Source organism: Pseudomonas sp. GW456-12-10-14-LB2 (assembly GCF_002884345.1).
GTDB lineage: Bacteria > Pseudomonadota > Gammaproteobacteria > Pseudomonadales > Pseudomonadaceae > Aquipseudomonas > Aquipseudomonas paraglycinae.
Map to the genome: position 1 here is coordinate 44435 of NZ_POHV01000006.1, position 23978 is coordinate 68412.

Annotated in this window: 20 protein-coding genes; 6 read left to right on the forward strand and 14 right to left on the reverse strand. The window is 61.1% G+C overall.

Translation table 11 applies throughout. The annotated features are described in order from the left end of the window. The first annotated feature begins 19 nt into the window (after positions 1 to 19). Genes C1X29_RS05445 through C1X29_RS05455 form a run of 3 tightly spaced genes read left to right on the forward strand, consistent with a single transcriptional unit; the run spans position 20 to position 3065 of the window. Positions 20 to 1243, forward strand: a complete 1224-nt coding sequence (locus C1X29_RS05445; RefSeq protein WP_102717008.1) for a YcaO-like family protein — start codon at positions 20 to 22, stop codon at positions 1241 to 1243. Then, positions 1240 to 2190 (forward strand): trans-aconitate 2-methyltransferase, encoded by a 951-nt coding sequence (locus C1X29_RS05450; protein ID WP_102717009.1) that lies wholly within the window; start codon positions 1240 to 1242, stop codon positions 2188 to 2190. The genes C1X29_RS05445 and C1X29_RS05450 overlap by 4 nt, the downstream gene beginning before the upstream one ends. Beyond that, complete coding sequence (locus C1X29_RS05455) at positions 2187 to 3065, forward strand: alpha/beta fold hydrolase (RefSeq protein ID WP_102717010.1); 879 nt, start codon at positions 2187 to 2189, stop codon at positions 3063 to 3065. Before C1X29_RS05450 ends, C1X29_RS05455 begins: the two co-directional genes overlap by 4 nt. A gap of 42 nt (positions 3066 to 3107) precedes the next feature. On the opposite strand, the gene C1X29_RS05460 is transcribed toward C1X29_RS05455, so the two are convergent. From C1X29_RS05460 to C1X29_RS05485, 6 genes are read right to left on the reverse strand one after another with little or no spacing between them, the layout of a single operon-like run. Continuing rightward, complete coding sequence (locus tag C1X29_RS05460) at positions 3108 to 4850, reverse strand: ABC transporter substrate-binding protein (protein WP_007951484.1); 1743 nt, start codon at positions 4848 to 4850, stop codon at positions 3108 to 3110. Positions 4851 to 4897: 47 nt separating this feature from the next. Then, entirely contained in the window at positions 4898 to 5170 is a 273-nt protein-coding gene (locus C1X29_RS05465; RefSeq protein WP_039767461.1) for a DUF2160 domain-containing protein, read from the reverse strand. A 10-nt stretch (positions 5171 to 5180) separates the two neighbouring features. Next, on the reverse strand, positions 5181 to 5981 hold the full coding sequence (locus tag C1X29_RS05470) for a carbohydrate ABC transporter permease (protein ID WP_007951486.1): 801 nt from the start codon (positions 5979 to 5981) through the stop codon (positions 5181 to 5183). Positions 5982 to 5990: 9 nt separating this feature from the next. Next, positions 5991 to 6857 carry a carbohydrate ABC transporter permease gene (locus tag C1X29_RS05475; RefSeq protein ID WP_007951487.1) on the reverse strand — a complete coding sequence of 289 codons (867 nt, stop codon included), beginning with the start codon at positions 6855 to 6857 and terminating at the stop codon, positions 5991 to 5993. Further along, positions 6854 to 7966 carry an ABC transporter ATP-binding protein gene (locus C1X29_RS05480; protein WP_102687950.1) on the reverse strand — a complete coding sequence of 371 codons (1113 nt, stop codon included), beginning with the start codon at positions 7964 to 7966 and terminating at the stop codon, positions 6854 to 6856. Before C1X29_RS05480 ends, C1X29_RS05475 begins: the two co-directional genes overlap by 4 nt. Further along, the gene (locus tag C1X29_RS05485; RefSeq protein WP_102717011.1) at positions 7966 to 9060 is read right to left on the reverse strand and encodes an ABC transporter ATP-binding protein; all 1095 of its coding nucleotides are present in this window, start codon (positions 9058 to 9060) and stop codon (positions 7966 to 7968) included. Before C1X29_RS05485 ends, C1X29_RS05480 begins: the two co-directional genes overlap by 1 nt. A gap of 270 nt (positions 9061 to 9330) precedes the next feature. On the opposite strand from C1X29_RS05485, the gene C1X29_RS05490 reads away from it, so the two are divergent. Continuing rightward, positions 9331 to 11181, forward strand: a complete 1851-nt coding sequence (locus tag C1X29_RS05490) for a sigma-54-dependent Fis family transcriptional regulator (protein ID WP_102717012.1) — start codon at positions 9331 to 9333, stop codon at positions 11179 to 11181. A 16-nt stretch (positions 11182 to 11197) separates the two neighbouring features. Here the strand turns inward: C1X29_RS05490 and C1X29_RS05495 are convergent, their stop codons facing one another. The 3 genes from C1X29_RS05495 to C1X29_RS05505 form a co-directional block, all read right to left on the reverse strand. Then, positions 11198 to 12409 carry an MFS transporter gene (locus C1X29_RS05495; RefSeq protein WP_102717013.1) on the reverse strand — a complete coding sequence of 404 codons (1212 nt, stop codon included), beginning with the start codon at positions 12407 to 12409 and terminating at the stop codon, positions 11198 to 11200. 339 nt (positions 12410 to 12748) lie between these two features. Beyond that, positions 12749 to 14131, reverse strand: a complete 1383-nt coding sequence (gene cysS, locus C1X29_RS05500; RefSeq protein WP_085690018.1) for a cysteine--tRNA ligase — start codon at positions 14129 to 14131, stop codon at positions 12749 to 12751. 20 nt (positions 14132 to 14151) lie between these two features. Continuing rightward, complete coding sequence (locus C1X29_RS05505; protein ID WP_102687174.1) at positions 14152 to 15852, reverse strand: glutamine--tRNA ligase/YqeY domain fusion protein; 1701 nt, start codon at positions 15850 to 15852, stop codon at positions 14152 to 14154. A gap of 252 nt (positions 15853 to 16104) precedes the next feature. Here C1X29_RS05505 and C1X29_RS05510 point away from each other — a divergent pair, with 252 nt between their 5' ends. Together C1X29_RS05510 and lpxH are read left to right on the forward strand one after the other, a co-directional pair. Next, a complete protein-coding gene (locus C1X29_RS05510) occupies positions 16105 to 16611 on the forward strand; it encodes a peptidylprolyl isomerase (RefSeq protein ID WP_102717014.1) in 507 nt (168 codons plus the stop codon). Further along, complete coding sequence (gene lpxH / locus C1X29_RS05515; protein WP_102717015.1) at positions 16608 to 17354, forward strand: UDP-2,3-diacylglucosamine diphosphatase; 747 nt, start codon at positions 16608 to 16610, stop codon at positions 17352 to 17354. The genes C1X29_RS05510 and lpxH overlap by 4 nt, the downstream gene beginning before the upstream one ends. A gap of 223 nt (positions 17355 to 17577) precedes the next feature. Here the strand turns inward: lpxH and C1X29_RS05520 are convergent, their stop codons facing one another. The 5 genes from C1X29_RS05520 to C1X29_RS05540 form a co-directional block, all read right to left on the reverse strand. Continuing rightward, complete coding sequence (locus tag C1X29_RS05520; RefSeq protein ID WP_102717016.1) at positions 17578 to 19107, reverse strand: DHA2 family efflux MFS transporter permease subunit; 1530 nt, start codon at positions 19105 to 19107, stop codon at positions 17578 to 17580. A 91-nt stretch (positions 19108 to 19198) separates the two neighbouring features. Further along, on the reverse strand, positions 19199 to 20401 hold the full coding sequence (locus C1X29_RS05525; RefSeq protein ID WP_085745958.1) for an efflux RND transporter periplasmic adaptor subunit: 1203 nt from the start codon (positions 20399 to 20401) through the stop codon (positions 19199 to 19201). Between the two features lie 15 nt (positions 20402 to 20416). After that, complete coding sequence (locus C1X29_RS05530; RefSeq protein ID WP_102687171.1) at positions 20417 to 21886, reverse strand: efflux transporter outer membrane subunit; 1470 nt, start codon at positions 21884 to 21886, stop codon at positions 20417 to 20419. Then, positions 21876 to 22358, reverse strand: a complete 483-nt coding sequence (locus C1X29_RS05535; RefSeq protein WP_011334990.1) for a MarR family winged helix-turn-helix transcriptional regulator — start codon at positions 22356 to 22358, stop codon at positions 21876 to 21878. Before C1X29_RS05535 ends, C1X29_RS05530 begins: the two co-directional genes overlap by 11 nt. A 236-nt stretch (positions 22359 to 22594) precedes the next feature. Further along, positions 22595 to 23917 (reverse strand): DUF308 domain-containing protein, encoded by a 1323-nt coding sequence (locus C1X29_RS05540; RefSeq protein ID WP_102717017.1) that lies wholly within the window; start codon positions 23915 to 23917, stop codon positions 22595 to 22597. Between the last annotated feature and the right edge of the window lie 61 nt (positions 23918 to 23978).

A 23978-nucleotide genomic window follows, 5' to 3' on the forward strand; every position in this document is an offset into this window, starting at 1 on the left:
GCTTTCCAGGAAGGGAATCATGGACAAGACAACGTTGGCCGAGCGTGAGCTCACGGCCGCTCAGGCAGAACGGCGTATTCACACCGAACTTTCACGCCTGGGCCTCACACCACACACCCGCACCCTCGGCAGCAAAGTGGTTGCCGCTCAGGCCAGTCTGCATGGCAGCGACAACCGTCATGCCCGTGGCTCCGGCAAGGGCTATGCGGATCAGGCGCACCTGGGCGCGCTCTATGAAGCGCTCGAGCACTATTGGACGGATGAGCTCTGTACCTACGATGTTCACCACGAGACGGAAGGCTATTTCAAAGACACGCCGGTGTTTGCCGATGACTCGCTTCTGCACAGGCTCACTTGCCAGCAAAACGTGCGCATCACCTGCCGGACCTATGCCTGTCCGCCGTGGGATGACCGGTTTTCCTATCCGGTGGCGCTGACCTCGCCGAACGGTTCACGTTTGCCCTCGTCACCGGATATGGCGGACTACCGCGCCGTGCAGCGCTACGCCAGCAACAGCGGCACCGCGATTGGCGCCACCTACAACGAAGCGATGCTGCACGCCGCCAACGAATGCATCGAGCGCGACGCCGTGTCGTTGTTTTTGCTCAACCATTTTTACTACGAGAATCATCCACCACTGCGGCGGGTGGCGCGTCTCACTGAAAGCGACGAACTCGGTCGTCTGTGGGCCGATGCCGAACAGGAGATCGACGGCGAAATCGTGCTGGTGGATATCAGCACCGAGTTCACGACCCGGACTTTTCTGGCCCTCACCACGAAGCCGGGCGCTCACCCACAGGTATTCGGCAGTGGCAGCTCCCTCGACCCGCGCCACGCGGCGTGGCGGGCGCTCACTGAACTGGTGCAATTGCAACTCAGCGCCGCCGAACCCGAATACCGACAGACGCTGAGCAATGCGCTGCGCAATCTGCAGCCCTTCCCGCGCCTGCTGCGCTGTGCGCAGTTCGATCCGCAGACGCTCCTGCATCGCTGCGTTCAACACGAGGTGAGACTGCCGGGTTCCGCTAAAGACCTGTCGGTAGAAAATCAACTGCACTTGCTGACTCAAGACCTGCGGATTCATGGCCGTACGCTGGGGGCCGCCATCCTGCAGCGAACCGAGCTCGGCACCACCCTGCTCAACGTGGTGATCCCCGGACTGGAACGCTTCTTCGTGGTCTCCAGCGGGAACGTCGTCATTCCGCAAGCCCGAGGCCGTACGCTGGAGAGGCCAGCCGTATGAAACGACTCGATTGCACCCGGGAACTGACACTGGCCCGTTCGATGCGCCTTTACCTCAACGAGAACGGCACGGTTGGCCACTTCCTCGAACCACGAGGCAGCGGACTGCACCACGTTTTTTTCCTGCGGGTGAACGATGAGCTCTGGGTCGGCCGCAAGCTCCTGCAGCGTGACCGGCATTTCCGGTGGCAGGCCGGCAGTGCGCTCCAACCCGACATGTTGTTTGGCCCGCACCTCCACTCATTGTGGGGTGATGACGGGTTGTCGATCGGCTATCGGACGGTCTCACCCGCAGACAAAGCGCAGTTCTTCGAGCACGCCTTGCATCAGGCTGACAGCGAGGTCCTGTTTCCCTTTCCGCTGCTGGATGAGGCGGGCCGGGAAGCGGTCTGCCCGGCAGACTTCTGGCAATGCAACGAATCACTGGCCGAACGGCTGAACACTGACGAACACCACTTGCGCGAATACTGCGCCGGGCTGCTCCAGGCCATCACTGAAAAAGGCGCGCTGATTTACGACCCGGCCTGTTCGACCGGCGCGTTCATCGCCCACCTCGCCCGCGCCCTGCCCGACTGTCTGTGCCTGGGCAGTGACCGTTCGGCCTCGATGATCGAACACGCCAGGCGCTGGCACAGCGGAACATCCATCGAATTCGACGTGCTGGAGGCGAGTGAAGCTTTCGATTCCGGGATTCGCTGCGATGTCTTGGTCCTGCGGTTCCTCAACGCCGAAGTCTTGACCCGACGGGATGCCCAGGCCGCATTCGAATCGCTGATCCGCTGCGTCAAGCCCGGCGGCACGATCCTTGTTTTCGGTCACACACCGGTGTTGATACCTGTCTCCTGGCTGGCTTCCATCCACAACCTGAAACTTGAATCCAGCGTCGCGGCACGGCCCGGGCAGGTCGAACTGTTCCAGTTCTATCGTCTGACGGTTCCGGCGCCATGAGTTTTTCCCTGCACAGCCGAGGTTATTACCCGACCGGCGACGGCCATCAACTCTATTGGGAACGGCATGGTGTTCCGGGACACGAACCGGTGTTTTTTATCCATGGTGGTCCCGGCGGGCGTATCAGCCGCCACCATTTGCAGTTCTTCGACACGGGCCGGTTCGACATCATCCTGTTTGATCAACGAGGTTGCGGACGCTCGACGCCCTACGGCGAACTTCGGGATAACACTACCGGGCAGTGTGTCGAAGACATCGATGCCCTGCGCCAGCATTTCGGCTTCGAAAAAATCAGCGTGCTGGGGGTGTCATGGGGTAGCTGGCTGGCGATTCAGTACCAGCAGCGTTACCCGCAGCACCTGCTGAAAACCACGTTGGTCTCGGTGTTCGTGCCGTTTGCCGACAATGTCCGGGCCTACGATCAGGCGCTCAATGACGGGCTGGCGCAATCGCCTCAAGCGTCGTCAGGCCATCGCGCGAAGGACATCTACCGGATCCTTGGCGAAGGCTGTCCATCGCAGCAAAACCGCGCCGCCATCGAATGGTTGAACGCTGTTCTACGTCGCACAGGGCAGACGATTTGCCCCGACACGCTGGAGCGTTTCGTCGATCAGGAAGCCGTGCTCGCGATTCGTCTGGAACTGCATTACCACCTGCAGAACTACTGCTTCACGCCAAAGGATGAAGACCTGACCCTCGATGACAACACCCTGCTGATCCAGGGCATCCGCGATACCCATGGCATGGCCAGCGTGCGCTGGCTCAGGCAACGCATGAACATCCACTGCCGGCTGCTGCACGCCGGGCACAACGCCTTTGAAAACGCCCTCCTTAAAGCGGTGCGCCGGGCGGTGAAACGTGAAATCGAGGGCTAAAAAAACGGCACCCGAAGGTGCCGTTCCGTCCCGCAAAAGCGCTTACTTGCGTGCCGCCTCCCACGACTTGAGCAGTTCGTTGTAGCTCACGGTTTCGCCCTTCGGCTTCTCGTTGGCCAGCTTCGGTTTTGGTGCGCCCGGTTGGTCGAACCAGTATTGCGCGTCGCGCTCGGGGTTCATTTTCGGTGCGCACACCGCTTGGGCCTTGGACCGTTCCAGACGGGTCATGATCGCGTCCTGATCCTTGGCCAGACCGTCGAGGGCCTGTTGCGGGGTCTTCTCGCCGCTGGCGGCCTCGGCGATGTGGCTCCACCACAGTTGTGCCAGGCGTGGATAATCCGGCACGTTGGTGCCGGTCGGGGTCCACTGCACACGGGCCGGGCTGCGGTAGAACTCGACCAGACCACCGAGTTTCGGCGCCAGGTCGGTCATCGCTTGCGAGTTGATGTCCGACTCACGAATCGGCGTCAGGCCGACGATGGTTTTCTTCAGCGACACGGTTTTCGAAGTCACGAACTGCGCGTACAGCCAGGCCGCGAGTTTCTGTTTCTCAGGCGTGGACTTCATGAAGGTCCAGGAGCCCACGTCCTGATAACCGAGCTTCATCCCTTCCTCCCAGTACGGCCCGCGTGGCGACGGTGCCATACGCCATTTCGGCGTGCCGTCGGCGTTGACCACCGGCAGGCCCGGTTTGGTCATGTCGGCGGTGAACGCGGTGTACCAGAAGATCTGCTGGGCGATGTTGCCCTGGGAGGGTACCGGGCCGGATTCGGAGAAGGTCATGCCCGCCGCTTCCGGTGGCGCGTACTTTTTCAGCCAGTCGACGTATTTGGTGGTGGCGAACACCGCCGCCGGGCCGTTGGTGTCGCCGCCGCGGGTCACGCTGGAGCCGACCGGGTGGCAATCCTCGACACGAATCCCCCACTCGTCCACCGGCAAGCCGTTGGGAATGCCCTTGTCGCCGCCACCGGCCATGGAGAACCAGGCATCGGTGAAGCGCCAGCCCAGCGACGGGTCTTTCTTGCCGTAGTCCATGTGCCCGTAAATGCGTTTGCCGTCGATTTCCTTGACGTCTTCGCTGAAGAACTTGGCGATGTCTTCATAGGCGGACCAGTTCACCGGCACGCCCAGTTCATAGCCGTACTTTTCCTTGAACTTGGCTTTCAGGTCGGCACGTTCGAACCAGTCGGCGCGGAACCAGTACAGGTTGGCGAACTGCTGGTCGGGCAATTGGTAGATCTTGCCGTCCGGCGCGGTGGTGAAGGAGATGCCGATGAAGTCTTTGATGTCGAGGGTCGGCGAGGTGAAGTTCTTGCCTTCGTTGGCCATCAGGTCGGTGATCGATTCGGTCTTGCCGTAGCGAAAGTGCGTACCGATCAGGTCCGAGTCGTTGACCCAGCCGTCGTAGATGTTCTTGTCCGACTGCATCACCGTCTGCATTTTTTCCACAACGTCGCCTTCCTGCAGCAGGTCGTGGGTCAGCTTGATGCCGGTGATTTCGCTGAAGGCCTTGGCCAGCACCTTGGATTCATATTCGTGGGTGGTCAGGGTTTCCGAGACGACCTTGATGTCCATCCCGCGAAACGGCTCGGCCGCCTTGATGAACCACTTCAGTTCTTCGAGTTGCTGCTCGGCCGTCAGGGTCGACGGCTTGAACTCGCTGCCGATCCATTTTTTTGCGGCATCTTCGTAGGCGTCGGCCCAGGCGGACGCGCTCAAACCGCTGAGTGCCAGCATGGCTGCCAATGAAATGCTATGTCGCAGCTTATTTTTCTTATCGAACATAGAGACCTCCTGTTAGGTTTTCGGAGCAAGATTGCCGAGCGATTCGACTAGCCCCAACGCATCACAGCCAACAGCCACACCAGGGACAACGCGGACGCTACCCAGATGCTCCAGTCGGTCACGCCGATTACCAGCAGATGCAGGTAGGCGCTGCCGAGAAGACCAATGAACAAGCGATCGCCACGGGTGGTGGCAATCGGCAGAAACCCTCGCCGCAAGATGCTCGGCGAGCGCAATTCCCAGGTGGTCATGCCCACCAGGATCAACCCGATCACGATGAAAAACGCCGCCGTCGGGACGGTCCAGCTCATCCATTCCATCATCAGTTCCTCAGACCCGGCCCAGGGCAAAGCCCTTGGCCACGTGGTTGCGAACGAACCAGATCACCAGCATGCCGGGGAGGATAGTCAACACCCCCGCCGCCGCCAGTACGCCCCAGTCAATGCCGGACGCCGACACCGTGCGCGTCATCACCGCCGCGATCGGTTTGGCGTTCACCGAGGTCAGCGTGCGCGCCAGCAGCAGTTCGACCCAGGAAAACATGAAGCAGAAAAACGCCGTCACACCGATGCCGGAGCCGATCAGCGGTATGAAGATCTTCACGAAGAACTTGGGAAAACTGTAGCCGTCGATGTAGGCGGTTTCGTCGATTTCCTTCGGCACCCCGGACATGAAACCTTCGAGGATCCACACCGCCAGCGGCACGTTGAACAGGCAGTGCGCCAGCGCCACGGCGATATGGGTGTCGAACAGGCCGATCGATGAGTACAGCTGAAAGAACGGCAGCAGGAACACCGCCGGTGGCGCCATGCGGTTGGTCAGCAGCCAGAAGAACAGATGCTTGTCACCGAGAAAGCGGTAGCGCGAAAAGGCATACGCCGCCGGCAGCGCCACGGTCAGAGAAATGATCGTGTTCAGACTGACGTAGTACAGCGAATTGATATAGCCGGTGTACCAGCTCGGGTCGGTGAAGATCACCTTGTAGTTCGCCAGCGTGAAATCCTGTGGGAAAAGGGTCAGTCCGCCGAGGATTTCGGTGTTGCTCTTGAACGACATGTTCAGCAGCCAGTAGATCGGCACCAGCAGGAACAGGATGTAGAGCAGCAGGGGGATCAGCTTTCTTTTGCTCATGGCCGGGCCTCAGCGGTTGGCATCGTTGTGGGTCATGGCGGTGTAGAACAGCCAGGACACCAGAAGGATGATCAGGAAGTACACCAGCGAGAATGCCGCCGCCGGCCCCAGGTCGAATTGGCCTACGGCCATCTGGGTCAGGGTCTGACTCAGGAAGGTCGTCGAGTTACCCGGCCCGCCGCCGGTGAGCACGAACGGCTCGGTGTAGATCATGAAGCTGTCCATGAAGCGCAGCATCACCGCGATCAGCAGCACGCTCTTCAACTTGGGCAACTGAATATGGCGGAACACGGCCCAGGCCGAGGCCCGGTCGATGCGCGCGGCCTGGTAATACACGTCGGGAATCGCCCGCAGCCCGGAGAAACACAACAGTGCCACCAGCGAAGTCCAGTGCCAGACGTCCATCACCAGCACGGTGACCCAGGCGTCCATGGTGTTGGCCGCGTAGTTGTAGCTGATGCCCATGGCGTTGAGGCTTGAACCGAGCAGGCCGATGTCGGCGCGGCCGAAAATCTGCCAGATGGTGCCGACCACGTTCCATGGAATCAGCAGCGGAATCGCCAGCACGATCAGCACCACCGACGACCAACGGCCCTTGGTCGGCATGGTCAGCGCAATGGCGATGCCGAGGGGGATTTCGATCAGCAACACACACGCCGAGTAGATGAACTGGCGCAGCAACGAGTCGTGCAGACGCGGATCTAGCAGCACCTGCTTGTACCAGTCGGCACCGACGAAGTAGCGGCTGGACTGGTCGAAGATGTCCTGCACCGAATAGTTGACCACGGTCATCATTGGGATCACCGCACTGAACGCCACCAGCAGGAACACCGGCAACACCAGCCACCAGGCTTTGTTGTTCTGCACCTTGTTCATGGCTGTACCTCGCTGTCGGTGGCATCCAGCAGAAACTCGTCGGCATAGACCATCAGCCACTGCGCCGGAAAACTGATGTTCGCGGTGCCCTGCGGCACCGGTTTGTCTTCGGCCAGACGCACTTTCAGCGGCGCGCCGTCCAGATCCAGGGTCATGATCTTGTAGGTGCCGAGGTCCTCGACGTGTACGACCCGCGCCTGCATCGCGTCATCGAACGGCTCGTCCCACACATGGATGAACTCGGGACGGATGCCGACCTTCAGATTTTTCCACTGACCGTGTTCGATATGCCGTTGCAAGCCGTCGGAGAGCGGCAGGTGGGTCGAGTTGAAACCGACCCCGCCCGGTTGCGGCTGCACTTCGATCAGGTTCATCCCCGGGCTGCCGATGAAGTAGCCGACAAAGGTGTGGCTCGGCCGCTCGAACAATTCCCGTGGGGTACCGAACTGGACGATCTGGCCGCCGTACATCACCGCGATCTTGTCGGCGAAGGTCGAAGCCTCCAGCTGATCGTGGGTGACGTAGACCATGGTGATGTTGAATTGCTCGTGGATCTGCTTGAGCTTGCGCCGCAGTTTCCATTTCAGGTGCGGGTCGATCACCGTCAGCGGCTCATCGAAGAGGATCGCCGACACGTCATCGCGCACCAGGCCACGGCCCATGGAAACTTTCTGTTTTTCGTCGGCAGTAAGGTTGCGCGCCTTTTTGCTCAACAAGTTCTGCAGGTCGAGGACTTCGGCGATTTCCTGCACCTTGCTGTGTACTTTCGCTTCGGCCAGGCCCTGATTGCGCAAGGGAAAGGCCAGGTTGTCGAACACGGTCATGGTGTCGTAGACCACCGGGAACTGGAAAACCTGCGCGATGTTGCGCTTTTCCGGGGTCAGATCGTTGACCGCTTTGCCGTCGAACAGCACATGACCCTGGGACGGGCTGAGCAGACCGGAAATGATGTTGAGCAAGGTCGACTTGCCGCAACCCGACGGACCGAGCAAGGCATAGGCGCCGCCCTGCTCCCAGATGTGGTCCATCTCGCGGATCGCGTAATCCTCGGGCCCGCTCGGGGTTTTGCTGTAGCTGTGGGCGAGGTGCTGCAAACGGATTTCGGCCATCAGGCAACCCTCGCGACGCGCCGGCCCGGTGCCTGCACCAGACGGCCCTGCGCATCGAACACAAACAGTTTATGGGTCGGGATGTAGATGCGGATCGGCGCATCGACGTCGTATTCGTGAACCCCCGGCAAATGCAGCACCAGCAGGAAATGCTCGTTGCGCACGTGGAGGAAGGTTTCGGAACCGCTGATCTCCGCCACCTCGACGGTCACCGCCAGTTCCAGGTCGTCGTCGTTGCTCGGCACCAGCGAGATGTGGCTCGGGCGCACGCCAAAGCGGAACTCGCCCTCGCCCACCGGCCGCAGGTCGACGTTCAACGGAAAGTGCACGAAGTTGGCGAAACTCACTTCGTTGCCGGCGATGCGCCCCGGCATCAGGTTGATCGGCGGTTCGGAGAACAATTCAGCGGCCAGCACCGTTTGTGGCTGGTGATAGACCTCGGTCGAGGGGCCGCTCTGGATCACCCGGCCTTCATGAAGAATGGTGGTGGTGCCGCCCAGCGCCAGCGCTTCGTTGGGCTCGGTGGTGGCGTAGATGGCGATGGTGTGGCGCGCCTTGAACAGCTCGCGCATTTCCTGGCGCAGCTCTTCGCGCAGTTTGTAGTCGAGGTTGACCAGCGGCTCGTCGAACAGAATCAGTTCGGCATCCTTGACCAGCGCCCGGGCCATGGCCGTGCGCTGCTGCTGGCCCCCGGACAGTTCCAGCGGATAGCGCTTCAGAAACTTCTCGATGCGCAGCATCTTCGCGGTTTCCTGCACCTTGCTCTGGATCTGTTCGTTGGAGATCCCGGCCTGGCGCAGCGGCGAGGCGATGTTCTCGAACACCGTCATGGTCGGGTAATTGATGAACTGCTGATAGACCATCGACACGTTGCGCAGACGCACCGGGCGCTGGGTGACGTCGACGCCGCTCATCAGGATGCGGCCGCTGTCGGGCTTGTCCAGACCGGCCATCAGGCGCATCAGACTGGTTTTACCGGACAGCGTGCGCCCGAGCAAAACGTTGAAGGATCCAGGTTCGAATTTCAGGCTCGCATCGTCGATCCAGGTCTGGCCCTCGACGGTGCGGCTGACGTGCTCCAGGGTGAGTGACATGGCTCGGCCTTTTTATTATTGGAGTCAAGCGACCTGTCCTGTAGAGCGACATTCGTGCCAGAAACGGCAAGCTGTTGATTTGCCGTCGAATTCGCTGAAAGCCACGCAATCCGTGGTTCGTAGCTGAACACAAGTGAACAGTTGCGACTGAACAATTGAACAGTCTGGCGATTGACAATGAACAATAGTGAACAACACTCTATGGATGCTTTTTGCTCGTTGAACGAGCCATAACAAAAACAACAAAGCACCCTTCAGAGACTGCCAATCATGGCCGCACCTGCCCCGCCGCTTTCCCATGACGCCATCGTCCAGGACTCCTGGTCCCGTTGCCGCGCCTTCGGTCTCAATCATCAAAGCGCACCGGCCTTCGATCAGTTGCCCGCTGCCAGCATTGCGCAGTTGCTCGACCGCCATCATTCACTGGTGCAGACCACTCACCAGGAAGTGCTGCCGTATTACGAGAACATCCTGAGCAACTCCAACTGCCTGATCATGCTGGCCGACAATCAGGGCCAGGTGCTGACGTCCTGGGGCACCCAGCGCTTTATCGAGCCGAACCTGGCGCGCGGTTTTCAGGCCGGCGCCAGTTGGGTCGAGCGCGCCAGCGGCACCAACGCCATCGGCACGGCGCTGGCCTGCGAGCAGGCGGTGCACATTGAACACGATGAACACTTTCTCAAGGCCAATCGCTTCATGACCGGTTCCGCCGCGCCGATTTTCGATGCAGAGCGCAAGGTCATCGCCGTGCTCGATGTGTCCAGCGACAGCTATCTGCCACCGTCGCACACCCTCGGCATGGTCAAGATGATGAGCCAGACCGTGGAGAACCGGCTGATCCTCAACCTGTTCCATGGCCAGCACTTTCAACTGACCTTCAACACCGGGTTGAACAACCTCGACAGCCAGTGGGCCGGGCTGCTGATCTTTGATGAGAGCGGTCAGGTGTTGTCGGCCAACCGTCGGGCCGACAATCTGTTGGGCGTGCGGTTGTCGCGGGTCAGCGTTGAAAGCCTGTTCAAGGTGTCGTTGCTGGAGTTGATCAATCAGCCGGACGGTTTGCCGTTTGCCTTGCAGACTTCCGGGCGCAATCGTTTTCAGTGTTTGTTGAAACGGCCTAAACAGGCGCCGATTCAAGCCCGGGTCTTTGCTGAAACCAGAACCGCTGAACCGAAAGTCGTCGTACCTACGGCCATCAGCCTGAGCACTTTGCACTTCGGCGACAGCCGCGTGGAAAAAGCCGTGCGCCAGGCCGAACGCCTGCTGGAAAAGGACATCCCGCTGCTGATTCACGGGGAAACCGGGGTCGGCAAGGAAGTCTTCGTCAAGGCCCTGCACCAGGCCAGCTCCCGCAGCAAACAGGCGTTCATTGCCGTCAACTGCGCGGCGATCCCCGCCGAACTGGTGGAGTCCGAGCTGTTCGGCTATGAAAAAGGTGCGTTCACCGGCGCCAACCAGAAAGGCAGCATCGGACTGATCCGCAAGGCCGACAAGGGCACGCTGTTCCTCGACGAAATCGGCGACATGCCGCTGCCGACTCAGGCTCGCCTGTTGCGCGTGTTGCAGGAACGCTGCGTGCAACCGGTGGGCAGCAGCGAGCTGTTTCCGGTGGATCTGCGGATCATCTCCGCCACCAACCGCTCGCTCAGGGAACAGGTGCAACTGGGGCGCTTCCGCGAAGATCTGTACTACCGCATCGGCGGTCTGACCCTGGAATTGCCACCGCTACGCGAGCGCAGCGACAAGCAGGCGCTGTTCAAGCGGTTGTGGGAACAGCATCGCGAGCCATCGCAGTGGGCGGGATTGAGTCGCGAGGTGCTGGACTTGTTTGAACGACACCCGTGGCCGGGTAATCTGCGTCAGGTCAGCAGTGTGATGCAGGTGGCACTGGCGATGGCCGAGGAACAACCGATTCGACCCGAGCATTTGCCGGACGACTTTTTTGTCGATCTGGAGATGGAGCCGGTGGAAGTGGCCGAACCGTTGGGCATCGACCTGAACGATGCCGAGGCTTTGAACCGGGAGTTGCAGCTGGCCGGGGGCAATATTTCCCATCTGGCCCGACGGTTGGGGGTGAGCCGCAATACGCTGTACAAGCGATTGCGGCAGCTTGAAAACTGAGTGCCCCCATAGCGGGTCAGGCCGAAACGGCGGGCTCAACAGGCGCAGCCGATGCGGCCGCCAACGTCCGCAGGCCCATCAACACCACAACCATCATCATCAGACCTGCGGCTATCGCAACGCCGAACCCTGCCCGTGCGCCCCAGGCATCAATTACCAGCCCCGCCAGCATGCCGCCGAGCGCCACGCCGATGCTGATTCCGGTGGTCATCCATGTCAGGCCTTCGGTCATCCTCGCTGCCGGGATGATGATCGTCCCCAGCTTCATGACTACAACCATGGTCGGCGCAAACGAGATGCCGGCGATAAACAACATCGCGGACAGGACATAAACGTCCGGTGAGAACACCGGCAATACGCCGGTGACTGCCGTGACCAGGATCCCGATAAAGAACTGTTTTTCAATCGCCAGCGAAACCCGCAACGCGCCGAAGGTCAGGCCCGCCACCAGCGAGCCGAACGCATAGGCGGCAAGAATGAAGGTGGCAGCCGATGGCCAGCCTTGCGCATTGGCGAAGGCCACAACGGCAACATCGATCGCTCCGCCAATAACCCCCATCGCCAGCAGCGCCAGAACAATGGTGCGAACGCCGGGAATCAGCAGGGTTGAACCACTGTTTTTCCGGTTGCTGGCCACCACTTTCGGTTCGGTCTGACGCTGCATGAGAAACGCCGTCACGCCGACGGCCAGCAGCCCCACCGCCACCAGCGGCCCGGCTTCCGCGAAGAAACTCACGCTCAAACCGATCGCCAGGGGTGGGCCGATGATGTAGGCCAGTTCGGTGAGGACTGTGTCCAGCGAGAAAGCGGTGTGCAGCTGCGGCTTGCCACGAAACAGCTGCGTCCAGCGTGCGCGGATCATCGACGGCATGCTCGGCATCGTCCCCGCCAGTGCCGCCAGTACAAAAAACAACGCAGCGGGCGCCCTCAGGTGCACGGCCACAATCAGCGCCAGCAACATGACGATGCTGAAAATCGTGACGACGGGCAGCACGCGACTCTGGCCATACTGATCAACCTGTTTCGAGATGCGCGGGCCGAGCAGCGCATTGGCCAGGGTAAACGTGCCGGCGACTGCGCCGGCCAGCCAGTAAACGCCGGTCTGCTGCACCAGCATGGTGATGATGCCGATGCCGATCATTGCCTGGGGCAGTCGGGCGATGGAGCTCGCGAGCACCAACCCGGTTGCGCCGGGGGTTGTCAGGAGTTCGCGATAGTGGTTTGCCATGATGTCTTCATTCCGAATCGTCGCCGCTCAGCATCCGGCTGAGCGCGTTGCCGACATCAAGACCTACGCGAACGTCAAAAGCAATCCCTCACCCCAGCCCTCCCGAAACGTCGGACCGCCCGGAGGGAGAGGGAGCCGACCGAGGTGTCTGGCGTTCTACATCGACCTGAGAGATTGCGTCGATTATGGATTCGGAGAAAACCTTTCAGGTCGGCGTATTTCTTGAATATCCCCCATTCAGTCCCCTCTCCCTCTGGGAGAGGGTTAGGGTGAGGGGCTCTTCTCGCAGCCAAACAAAAACCCGCACAAGGCGGGTTTTGTTTGTAGCAAGCGCAGCGATCAGTCAGCCAGACGCCAGGTCGTGCCGCCCTTGCCGTCTTCCAGCACCACGCCCATGGCGGTGAGCTGGTCGCGGATGCGGTCGGATTCGGCCCAGTCCTTGCCGGCACGTGCCGCCAGACGCGCAGCGATCAGCGCCTCGACTTCGGCTGCATCGACACGCCCTTCGGCGCCGGCCTGCAGGAAGTCATCGGCTTCGAGCTGCAACACACCGAGCACGCTGGCCAGTTCTTTCAGGCGCGCTGCCAGACCGGCCGCTGCATCGAGATCGCTCTCGCGCAGACGGTTGATCTCACGCACCATCTCGAACAGCACCGCGCAGGCTTCCGGCGTGCCGAAGTCGTCGTTCATCACCGTGGTGAAACGCTCGACGAACGCTTCGCCGCCCGCCGGCGCCACGTTCGGCAGGCCTTTCAACGCGTGGTAGAAACGCTCCAGTGCGCCCTTGGCGTCCTTGAGGTTGTCTTCCGAGTAGTTGATCGCGCTGCGGTAGTGGCTCGACACCAGCAGGTAACGCACGACTTCCGGGTGGTACTTGTCGAGCACGTCGCGAATGGTGAAGAAGTTGTTCAAGGACTTGGACATCTTCTCGCCATTGATGCGGATCATGCCGCAATGCATCCACGCGTTGGCGTAGGTCTTGCCGGTGGCCGCTTCGCTCTGGGCGATTTCGTTTTCGTGGTGCGGGAACTCGAGATCGCTGCCGCCGCCATGAATGTCGAAGGTCTCACCGAGGCAGCAGGTGGACATCACCGAGCACTCGATGTGCCAGCCCGGACGCCCGGCGCCCCACGGCGATTCCCAGCTCGGCTCGCCCGGTTTGACGCCTTTCCACAGCACGAAGTCCAGCGGATCTTCCTTCGCTTCGTCGACCTCGATCCGCGCACCGATGCGCAGGTCTTCGATCTTCTTGCGCGAGAGCTTGCCGTAGCCCATGAACTTGCCGACGCGGTAGTACACGTCGCCATTGCCCGGGGCGTAGGCGTAACCCTTGTCGATCAGGGTCTGGATCATCGCGTGCATGCCAGGGATGTGATCCGTGGCGCGCGGCTCCATGTCCGGCTTCTTGATGTTCAGGCGCGCTTCGTCTTCGTGCATCGCGGCGATCATGCGCTCGGTCAACGCTTCGAACGACTCGCCGTTCTCGTTGGCCCGGTTGATGATCTTGTCGTCGATGTCGGTGATGTTGCGCACGTAGGTCAGGTCATAACCGCTGAACCGCAACCAGCGGGTCACCAGGTCGAACGCGACCATGCTGCGGCCATGGCCCAGGTGGCAGTAGTCGTACACGGTCATCCCGCAGACATACATGCGCACCTTGTTGCCATCCAGCGGCTTGAAGACTTCTTTGCTCTTGGTGAGCGTGTTGTAGATCGTAAGCACGGTGTTTCCTTAAGACTTGATCACTGGCCCCACGAATCGCGCAGGGTCACGGTACGGTTGAATACCGGCTGACCTGGTTTCGAGTCCTTGATATCCGCGACGAAGTAGCCTTCGCGCTCGAACTGGAAACGGTCTTCCGGCTGTGCATTGCCCAGCGAAGGCTCGGCACGACAACCGGTCAGCACTTGCAGTGAGTCAGGGTTGATGTTGTCCAGGAAACTCGCGCTGTCTTCGGCCTTCTCTGGGTTCGGAGAACGGAACAGGCGATCGTACAGACGCACTTCGCACTCGATGCTGGCAGCGGCCGGCACCCAGTGGATCACGCCCTTGACCTTGCGGCCTTCAGGGTTCTTGCCCAGGGTGTCCGGATCGTACGAGCAACGCAGCTCGACGATGTTGCCGTCGGCGTCCTTGATCGCTTCGTCGGCACGGATCACGTAGCTGCCGCGCAGACGCACTTCGCCGTTCGGCTCCAGGCGCTTGTAGCCCTTTGGCGGCTCTTCCATGAAGTCATCGCGGTCGATGTAGATTTCACGGGCGAACGGCAGCTTGCGCACGCCGAGTTCTTCTTTCTGCGGATGACGCGGCAGTTCGAGGTTCTCGACCTGATCTTCCGGGTAGTTGGTGATCACGACTTTCAACGGACGCAGCACGCACATGGCGCGCGGGGCGTTCGCGTCCAGGTCCTGACGGATGCTGAACTCGAGCATGCCGAAGTCGACCACGCCGTCGGAACGGTTGGTGCCGATCATCTCGCAGAAATTGCGGATCGACGCCGGGGTGTAGCCACGACGGCGGAAGCCCGACAGCGTGGACATGCGCGGATCGTCCCAGCCGTTGACGTGTTTCTCGTCAACCAGTTGCTTGAGCTTGCGCTTGCTGGTGATGGTGTAGTTGAGGTTCAGACGGCTGAACTCGTACTGACGCGGGTGCGCCGGCACTGGCAGTGCGTCGAGGAACCACTCGTACAGCGGACGATGGCTTTCGAACTCCAGGGTGCAGATCGAGTGGGTGATGCCTTCGATGGCGTCCGACTGACCGTGGGTGAAGTCGTAGTTCGGGTAGATGCACCACTTGTCACCGGTCTGATGGTGATGGGCGTGGCGGATGCGGTACATGATCGGGTCGCGCAGGTTCATGTTCGGCGAGGCCATGTCGATCTTGGCGCGCAGCACACGGGCACCGTCCGGGAACTCACCGGCGCGCATGCGGGCGAACCAGTCCAGGTTCTCTTCCACCGAACGGTCGCGGAACGGGCTGTTCTTGCCCGGCTCGGTCAGGCTGCCACGGTATTCCTTGGCTTGCTCGGGCGTCAGGTCGTCGACGTAGGCCTTGCCGGCCTTGATCAGCTCGATGGCCCAGTCGTGCAGCTGGTCGAAGTATTGCGAGGCGTAGCGCACTTCGCCGGACCATTCGAAGCCCAGCCATTTGACGTCGCTTTCGATCGCGTCGATGTATTCCTGGTCTTCCTTGGCCGGGTTGGTGTCGTCGAAACGCAGGTGAGTGACGCCGCCGAACTCCTGGGCCAGGCCGAAGTTCACACAGATCGACTTGGCGTGGCCGATGTGCAGGTAGCCGTTGGGCTCAGGCGGGAAACGGGTGACGATCTGCGTGTGCTTGCCCGAGTCCAGGTCTGCCTGGATGATCGGCCGCAGGAAATTGACCGGCACGGCAGGGCCGGACTTGGCATTCGAGGTAGGGTCGACAGTGGGCTTGCTCATAGGATCCTTGACTTACATGTGCGCGGCCGCAGAGGGGGCCAGACAAAACAAAGCCGCTATCATAGCCGATGCTGTCAAGGGGCTGACAGAGCAGGCCCTATAAAGGAGTGCATTTAATCGCAGGGATTTGGAAAAACAGCCTCGAAATTCGCGCCTGTCACGCTAAACTGCGCACCTTGGCCCTCACGGGCTGAACCGGTAAAGGGCGCAAATGTCCCAATACCCACGAATTCCTTATAAAGAGTAGCGATCATGACTCAAGTAAAACTGACCACCAACTTCGGTGACATCCTCATCGAACTGAACGCTGAAAAAGCCCCGATCACCGTGGCCAACTTCATCGAGTATGTGAAAAAGGGTCACTACGAGAACGTCGTGTTCCACCGCGTCATCAAAGGTTTCATGATCCAGGGCGGCGGTTTCGAGCCAGGCATGAAAGAAAAGAAAGACAAGAGCCCGAGCATCCAGAACGAAGCCGACAACGGCCTGAAGAACGAGAAGTACACCCTGGCCATGGCCCGTACCATGGACCCGCATTCGGCTTCGGCGCAGTTCTTCATCAACGCCTCCGACAACAGCTTCCTGAACCACACCGCCAAGACCGCTCAGGGCTGGGGTTATGCCGTGTTCGGTAAAGTGGTTGCGGGCACCGACGTTGTCGACAAGATCGAAGGCGTTTCCACCACCTCCAAGGCAGGTCACCAGGACGTACCCGCAGACGACGTGATCATCGAGAAAGCCGAGATCATCGAAGCGTGATATTGCTGATTTCAGACTTGCATCTGGAAGAGGAGCGCCCGGACATTACCCGGGCGTTTCTGGATTTGCTCGCCGGACGCGCCCGCTCGGCGAGTGCGTTGTACATTCTGGGCGACTTTTTCGAGGCGTGGATTGGCGACGACGCCATGACCCCCTTCCAGCGTTCCATCTGCCAGGCCCTGCGCGACTTGAGCGACAGCGGCACGGCCATTTTTCTGATGCACGGCAATCGCGACTTCATGCTCGGCAAGGCCTTCTGCAAAGAGGCCGGCTGCACGCTGTTGAAGGATCCGAGTGTCGTGCAGTTTTACGGCGAACCGGTACTGCTGATGCACGGCGACAGCCTGTGCACCCGCGACGAAGCCTATATGAAGCTGCGCCGCTACCTGCGCAACCCGCTCAGCCTGTTCATCCTGCGCAACCTGCCCTTGCGCACCCGGCACAAGCTTGCGCGCAAGTTGCGCAGCGAGAGCCGGGCGCAGACGCGGATGAAGGCCAATGACATCGTCGATGTCACGCCGGAGGAAATTCCGCGGATCATGCAGGAGTTCGGGGTGAAAACCCTGGTTCACGGGCACACCCATCGCCCGGCCATCCATAAATTGCAGATCGGCGACCAAGCGGCGAAGCGGATCGTGCTGGGGGATTGGGATCGTCAGGGTTGGGCGTTACAGGTGGATGAGAACGGGTTTGCGTTGGCGCCATTCGACTTTGCCCAGCCGCTGGCATTGCCGCACGGCTGAAGATCGCTACCCCCCTCACCCCAGCCCTCTCCCCCAGGGGGGCGAGGGGGAAAGGGAGCAGAGCGTTGTGCTGTTCAAACCTGAGTTCGACTCGAGCTCGCAAGCCAGATCCTTAAAGACCTGAGTACAACTCGGTATATCAAGTCGGCGTAACTCGAACATCCCACTCGGTCAGTCCCCTCTCCCTCCGGGAGAGGGTTAGGGTGAGGGAAAGCTCTTGATCTTAGTGCCCGGAAGCCGCCGGCCCTGCCTTCGCAGCAAACGGCGGTTTAGCCAGCCAAACAATCAGAATCAACCCCATGAACCCCCAGCCCAGCAGCGTGAAGTAATCCACTGTGGAGAGCATGTACGCCTGACTGGTGAGGATCTGATCCATCTGCGCATAGGCCGATTGGCTCGCACCACCCAGCGAATGCAAAGTCTCGCGAGTCGCCGGCTCATAAGTGCTGATGCTTTCGCTCATATACGCATGATGCTGATCCGCCCGGCGAATCCAGATCCACGTAGTCAACGACGCCGCAAAGCTGCCGCCCAGTGTCCGCAGGAACGTCGCCAGACCCGCGCCATCGGCAATCTGGCTCGGCGGCAGGTCCGACATCAGAATGCTCAGGGTCGGCATGAAGAACAGCGCCACCCCAATCCCCATGAACAACTGCACCAATGCGATGTGCTGGAAGTCCACTTCGTTGGTGAACTCGGCACGCATGAAGCAGCTCAGGCCGATCGCCAGGAACGCCAACCCGGCCAGCAGACGCAGGTCGAACTTGTGCGCGTACTTGCCGACAAACGGCGACAGCAGCACCGGCAGAATGCCGATCGGCGCCACCGCCAGCCCGGCCCAGGTCGCGGTGTAGCCCATCTGGGTCTGCAACCACTGCGGCAGGATCAGGTTGATGCCGAAGAACCCGGCGTAACCCAGCACCAGTACCAGCGTGCCGATGCGGAAGTTGCGATAGGCAAACAGCCGCAGGTTGACCACCGGATGCTGGTCGGTCATTTCCCAGATCACGAACACCGCCAGCGCGATCACCGAAATCGCCGCGCCGATGATGATGAAGTTCGACTCGAACCAGTCCAGGTCATTGCCCTTGTCGAGGATCACCTGCAACGCGCCCACGCCGATGATCAGCGTGATCAGCCCGACGTAATCCATCGGCTGATGACTGGTGACCACCGGGCGCTTGGCCAACTGCTGGCGCACCACCATCACCGCGAAAATCCCGATCGGCACGTTGATGAAGAAAATCCACGGCCAGCTGTAACTGTCGGTGATCCAGCCGCCGAGGATCGGCCCGGCAATCGGCGCCACCACCGTGACCATCGCCAGCAACGCCAGGGCCATGCCCCGCCTCGCCGGCGGATACACCGCAATCAGCAGCGTCTGGGTCATCGGGTACAACGGCCCGGCCACCAGGCCTTGCAGCACGCGGAAGCCGATCAGTTCCGGCATCGACGTGGAAATACCGCAGAGGAACGAAGCCAGCACAAACAGGATGGTCGCCCACAGAAACAGCTTCACCTCGCCGAAGCGACGGCTCAGCCACCCAGTGAGTGGCAGCGCGATGGCGTTGCTCACGGCGAACGAGGTGATGACCCAGGTGCCCTGCTCCGAACTCACGCCAAGGTTGCCGGAAATGGTCGGCAACGCCACGTTGGCGATCGTGGTGTCGAGCACCTGCATGAAAGTCGCCAGCGACAGGCCGATGGTGCTGAGCAACAGGCTGGGCGGCGTGAAAGAGGCGTTATTGCTCATCGCGAATCCTATGAAGCCGGGTTGGCGCCGTGTCTGTTACGGACACAGCTGCCCTTTGTGGGAGCAAGCTCGCTCCCACAGGGGAAAGAGGTCAGCGTTGCGCGGTCTTGCTGACCGCCGCGCTGTTGTCGTGGATCAACTGGGTGATCATCGCGTCGGCTTCGGCCAGTTGGCGGTCGTAGACGTTGGTGCTGAACGAGGCCTTTTGCGGCGGCTGCTGGGCCAGTACCGGACCGCTCTGGTCGTGCAGGTTGACCTCGACATTGGTCGACAGACCGACGCGCAGCGGGTGTTTGGCCAGCTCTTCGGCGTTGACGTGAATCCGTACCGGCACACGCTGCACGATCTTGATCCAGTTACCGGTGGCGTTCTGCGCCGGCAACAGGGCGAACGCGCTGCCGGTGCCTGCGCCGAGGCTGTCGACGGTGCCGCTGAACTTCACGTCGCTGCCGTAGATGTCCGACTCGATCTCCACCGGTTGGCCGATGCGCATGTCACGCAGCTGGGTTTCCTTGAAGTTGGCGTCGATCCACAGCTGATCCAGCGGAATCACCGCCATCAGCGCGGTGCCCGGCTGCACACGCTGGCCGAGTTGCACGGTGCGCTTGGCGACGTAACCGGTGACCGGTGCAATCAGCGTGCTGCGAGCATTGGTCAGGTAGGCCTGGCGCAGTTGCGCAGCGGCGGCCATCACATCGGGATGCGACGAGACCACGGTGTCATCGACCAGCGCGCTGGTGGTTTTCAGTTGCTGTTTGGCGTTGGCCAGGGCGTTCTGCGCCGAGGTCAGGTCATCGCGGGCGTGGGACAGTTCTTCCTGGGAAATCGCCCCGCCGGCCGCGAGGTTTTTCCGCCGGTTGAAGTTGTCCTGGGCTTTCTGCACTTCGGCCTGTTGCGCGTTGACCTGGGCCTTCATGCCGTCGACGTTGCTGTACAGGCCGCGGACCTGACGCACGGTGCGGGCCAGATTGGCCTTGGCACTTTGCAGGCCGACTTCGGCGTCGTTCGGGTCGAAGTTGATCAGCACCTGGCCTTCATGCACCAGATCGCCATCGTCGGCACCGATGCTGACCACGGTGCCGGTCACCAGCGGGGTGATTTCCACCACGTTGCCGTTGACGTAGGCGTCGTCGGTGCTTTCGCTCCAGCGCCCGATGAATTCGTGATACGCCCAGACACCGGCACCGGCGAGGGCAACCACAACGGCCAGCACCAGCAGCATCACTTTGCGTTTGCGCGGATTGCCAGTGTCCTGGGCGTTGTCTTGAGCTTGTGTGTTTTCGGCAGTGGCCATGACAAGTACCTTGAATTAGTTGTGCGGCGTGGCTGGGGTGGCGTTGGCTGCGGTCAGGGTTTGCCCCTGGAAGCCGCCGCCCAGCGCTTGCATCAGTTGAATCGACAGGTCGATCTGCTCGGCATTCAGGTTGGCCAGCTGACGCTGGGCCTGCAGCAATTGCTGCTCGATGCTGAGCACGTCCAGGTAGTTGCCGATGCCGGAACCGTAACGCTGGACGACGGTGTTGTAAGAGTCCTGGGCAATCTCGGTCGCGTGCTGCTGGGCGCCGATCTGCCGGCCGATGTCGCGCAACTGGTTGATCGTGTCGCTGACATCGCCCAGGGCTTTCACCAGGCTTTTGTTGTACTGCGCCACGGCGAGGTCGTAATCGGCGTCACGGGCATCGAGGTTGGCGCGCAGGCGTCCGCCATCGAAGATCGGCACCGAAATCGTCGGGGCAATGTTGAAGAAGCGACTGGCGGAACCGAACATCGCGTCCCCCAACAAGGATTCGGCACCGGCCGAAGCCGACAGGTTCAAGTTGGGATAGAAGCGGGTCTTGGCCGAATCGATGTCCTTGCTCGCCGCCTCGACACGCCAGCGCGCGGCGACCAGATCCGGGCGACGGCCCAGCAGTTCGGCGGGAAGCACCGATGGCAGTGCGACAGCGCTGGCTTGCAGGACTTTCGGCCGAGCGATTTCGTTACCGCGATCCGGGCCTTTGCCGAGCAATACGGCCAGGGCGATTTTGGCGCTGTTCAGGCGCTTTTCAGCGTCGATCAGGCTGGCTTCGGAGCTGGCTTCCAGGCTTTGGGTCTGCTGGAACTGGTACTGGCTGTCGATCCCGGAACTCAGGCGGCGCTGGCTCAGGTCGAGCATCTGTTTGGTGCGTTTGAGGTCTTCGTTGGCCAGGTCATAAACGATGTGCGCCTGACCGAGATCGCTGTAGGCCCGGGCCACGTCGGCGGCGAGGGTCAGTTGCGCGGCCTGACGGTCGACTTCGGCGGCGCGGGCCTGACCGAGTGCGGCTTCCCAGGCGTCACGCTGACCGCCCCACAGGTCGAAGTTGTAATTGAAGCCGGCGCTGATGTTGCGCACGGTGGAGTAAGCCCCGCCCTGCCCCAGCGGATCCTGATCCCGGGCCAGACGCGAACGGCTGATGCCGGCGCTGGCGTCGAGGGTCGGATAACGCTCGGCATCGGCGGCGTACGCGGCGGCGCTGGCCTGATGGGCGCGGGCGTCGGCGATCTGCATGTCCGGGCTGTCTTTCAGGGCTTCGCGGATCAGACCGTCGAGCTGCGGATCGCCGAGGCTGGTCCACCAGTCGCTCTTCGGCCACGCGGCCTGGGACAGGGTGACGCCGTTGAGCGATTGCCCGGTCTGCAGGGTTTTCGCATCGAGGCTGGTACCCTGGGTATCGAGGCCACTGTAGTTGGCGCAACCGGCGAGGATCATCGCCGACAGCACCAGTGTCAGGCTGCTGCGCAAGGTTTTACCGCTCATTGTGTTCACCTAACCGCTGGATGGTGATCGGGTCACCGGCTGCCAGCAAAATTTTCTTGAGGATGTATTCCAGGGTTTTCAACTCGTCCGGGGTCACGGCGCCGGCCAGTTCATTCATGGCGTCGGCGCCGATGTGCGGCAGGCGATCGGCCAGTTGCTGGCCCTGCTCGGTGAGTTTGAGTTGCACCTGACGGCGATCGCCTTCGCTCCGTTGGCGAACCAGGAAACCTTTCTGCTCCAGACGGTCGAGCATGCGAGTCATCGAACCGCTGTCCAGCGACAGATGCCGGCACAGCTCGGCCGGGGTGTCGACGCCGAACTGGGCCATGATGATCAACACCTTGAACTGCGCGGCGGTGATGCCGTGGGGTTCCATGTGGGTGTCGATGATCTTGTCCTTGAGCAAGGCGGCACGGCCGAGCAACAGGCCGAGATGGCAATGCTGGAATTCGTCGGGGGTGAAATGCTTCATGTGCTCACCTAATAACTGCCTAGGCAGTGAATGTATGTCGAGATGTTACTGCCTAGGCAGCGAATGTCAACGTAATAGTTAGGTTGCTTTGTAATTAGTTGACCAGTGGGCTGGGTTTTCTGTTGTCCATGCAGACGCCATCGCGAGCGGGCTCGCTCCCGCAGGGGATCTCACGCATACACGGATCAATGTGGGGCGAGCCTGCTCGCGATGGCAGCAACTCGGTGCAGAGCCCGTCAGGATTTGTCGGAGGGATGATTCATCGGTGGTGGCTGAAGGGGATGGACTTCACGCCCACGCAACGCAGTTGCCACATAACCGCAGGCGCGCCTGGCTCCCGCGTAAATGCCGTGCCAGCCCGGCGGTGCCGGCTCGATGGCGGCATGCAACGCCCGCGCATAATCAAGCACCAGGCCCGGTGTCCAGGCCATGGCCTCGGCGCGCTTGCGCACTTGGGCCGCGACCCAGAATTCGGGACTGATGATGACCCGGGCGAAATCCAGCATGCTCGAATGCCTCCGGTTCATCGCGCCTTCAAGGGCTGCCTCAAGGCTGTGCGCAACGGCACTCGAACAGTTGCGGCTGGTGAGGTTGTAGGTGGTGGTCTGTCGATAGGCCGCCCAGAACGCCTGAAGCCGCGCGGCGTCGTAGTGCGCGAAGCTGACCTGAACCGACGACGGGCACCAGTCGGCCTCTTCGCTCGCATAGTCCGGCAGAAACCGCCCCACCACGTCGTTGTTCGGCGTAGCTCGCAGCAACCGCACGAAATCCCCCGCCGAGCGATCGATATCGTCCAGCGGGTAATGGCTGATGTAAATGTCCGGCCCGCATTCCAGTGCCGCGTGGCCGGCAGAGATGACGCCGTTGATATCGACCGCCGCGATATAACGATTGAGGAAGCGGTTGCGCACCAGGGTGTCTTCAACCGTGCCGCTGGGTGTCCAGACATGGATCACCATTGCGCTGTTGCATGCAGGGGCATGGACCGGGGAAGGCGTCACCGGCGACGGTCTGTTCTTGAACCGCCATGCCTGCTGCAACAAGGCACAGCCCGAAAGAAAGATGCTCATGCCGATGCAGAACGGCACCGTCCCCTTATAGAGGCTCGGATACGGTTCGAGGATGAACACGCCAAAGCCGATCTCGAACAGCGCCACCAGCAGTGACATTCGCCAACCGACAAAGCGCACCACCACCGCAGCCGCCAGTCGAAAACCGCCATCGAGCAGAAAAGCCGCACCGAACAGCACCGCGAGAATCACACCGGCAGCATGCTGTCGGTCGACGATCAGCAGCCCCAGCAGCAGAAACGCCAGACCGCGAGCCTTGCGCAAAACCGCCGCTGTACCGGTTTTCGGGGCCGGCACCAGCAGAATGATCAGGGCTTCGAGCAACAACAGATAGCCGAACACATGCAGCGGAAAATACAGAACGCCGTCCAGCGCATCGATGAAGATGGCCACTCCGGCCGCGCCCCAGACAACGCCGGTCAATGCCAGGGCTGACCAGCGCCGGCGTACAAAATCGTGACCGAGCAAGACCATACTCAAACGAACCATTGGCGCCCCCGGGGCGTTTCGGGCAGCCGCAAACGGCGCCCTTCAAGCTGCGGTCAGTCTA

Bases quoted from the DNA above. Each gene is read 5' to 3' on its own strand.
- C1X29_RS05540 (WP_102717017.1), bottom strand. From the start codon at position 23,917: ATGGTTCGTTTGAGTATGGTCTTGCTCGGTCACGATTTTGTACGCCGG.
- C1X29_RS05505 (WP_102687174.1), bottom strand. From the start codon at position 15,852: ATGAGCAAGCCCACTGTCGACCCTACCTCGAATGCCAAGTCCGGCCCT.
- C1X29_RS05455 (WP_102717010.1), top strand. From the start codon at position 2,187: ATGAGTTTTTCCCTGCACAGCCGAGGTTATTACCCGACCGGCGACGGC.
- C1X29_RS05530 (WP_102687171.1), bottom strand. From the start codon at position 21,886: ATGAGCGGTAAAACCTTGCGCAGCAGCCTGACACTGGTGCTGTCGGCG.
- C1X29_RS05525 (WP_085745958.1), bottom strand. From the start codon at position 20,401: ATGGCCACTGCCGAAAACACACAAGCTCAAGACAACGCCCAGGACACT.
- C1X29_RS05490 (WP_102717012.1), top strand. From the start codon at position 9,331: ATGGCCGCACCTGCCCCGCCGCTTTCCCATGACGCCATCGTCCAGGAC.
- C1X29_RS05460 (WP_007951484.1), bottom strand. From the start codon at position 4,850: ATGTTCGATAAGAAAAATAAGCTGCGACATAGCATTTCATTGGCAGCC.
- C1X29_RS05480 (WP_102687950.1), bottom strand. From the start codon at position 7,966: ATGGCCGAAATCCGTTTGCAGCACCTCGCCCACAGCTACAGCAAAACC.
- C1X29_RS05495 (WP_102717013.1), bottom strand. From the start codon at position 12,409: ATGGCAAACCACTATCGCGAACTCCTGACAACCCCCGGCGCAACCGGG.
- C1X29_RS05465 (WP_039767461.1), bottom strand. From the start codon at position 5,170: ATGGAATGGATGAGCTGGACCGTCCCGACGGCGGCGTTTTTCATCGTG.
- C1X29_RS05535 (WP_011334990.1), bottom strand. From the start codon at position 22,358: ATGAAGCATTTCACCCCCGACGAATTCCAGCATTGCCATCTCGGCCTG.
- C1X29_RS05475 (WP_007951487.1), bottom strand. From the start codon at position 6,857: ATGAACAAGGTGCAGAACAACAAAGCCTGGTGGCTGGTGTTGCCGGTG.
- C1X29_RS05470 (WP_007951486.1), bottom strand. From the start codon at position 5,981: ATGAGCAAAAGAAAGCTGATCCCCCTGCTGCTCTACATCCTGTTCCTG.
- C1X29_RS05485 (WP_102717011.1), bottom strand. From the start codon at position 9,060: ATGTCACTCACCCTGGAGCACGTCAGCCGCACCGTCGAGGGCCAGACC.
- C1X29_RS05450 (WP_102717009.1), top strand. From the start codon at position 1,240: ATGAAACGACTCGATTGCACCCGGGAACTGACACTGGCCCGTTCGATG.
- C1X29_RS05445 (WP_102717008.1), top strand. From the start codon at position 20: ATGGACAAGACAACGTTGGCCGAGCGTGAGCTCACGGCCGCTCAGGCA.
- C1X29_RS05520 (WP_102717016.1), bottom strand. From the start codon at position 19,107: ATGAGCAATAACGCCTCTTTCACGCCGCCCAGCCTGTTGCTCAGCACC.
- C1X29_RS05510 (WP_102717014.1), top strand. From the start codon at position 16,105: ATGACTCAAGTAAAACTGACCACCAACTTCGGTGACATCCTCATCGAA.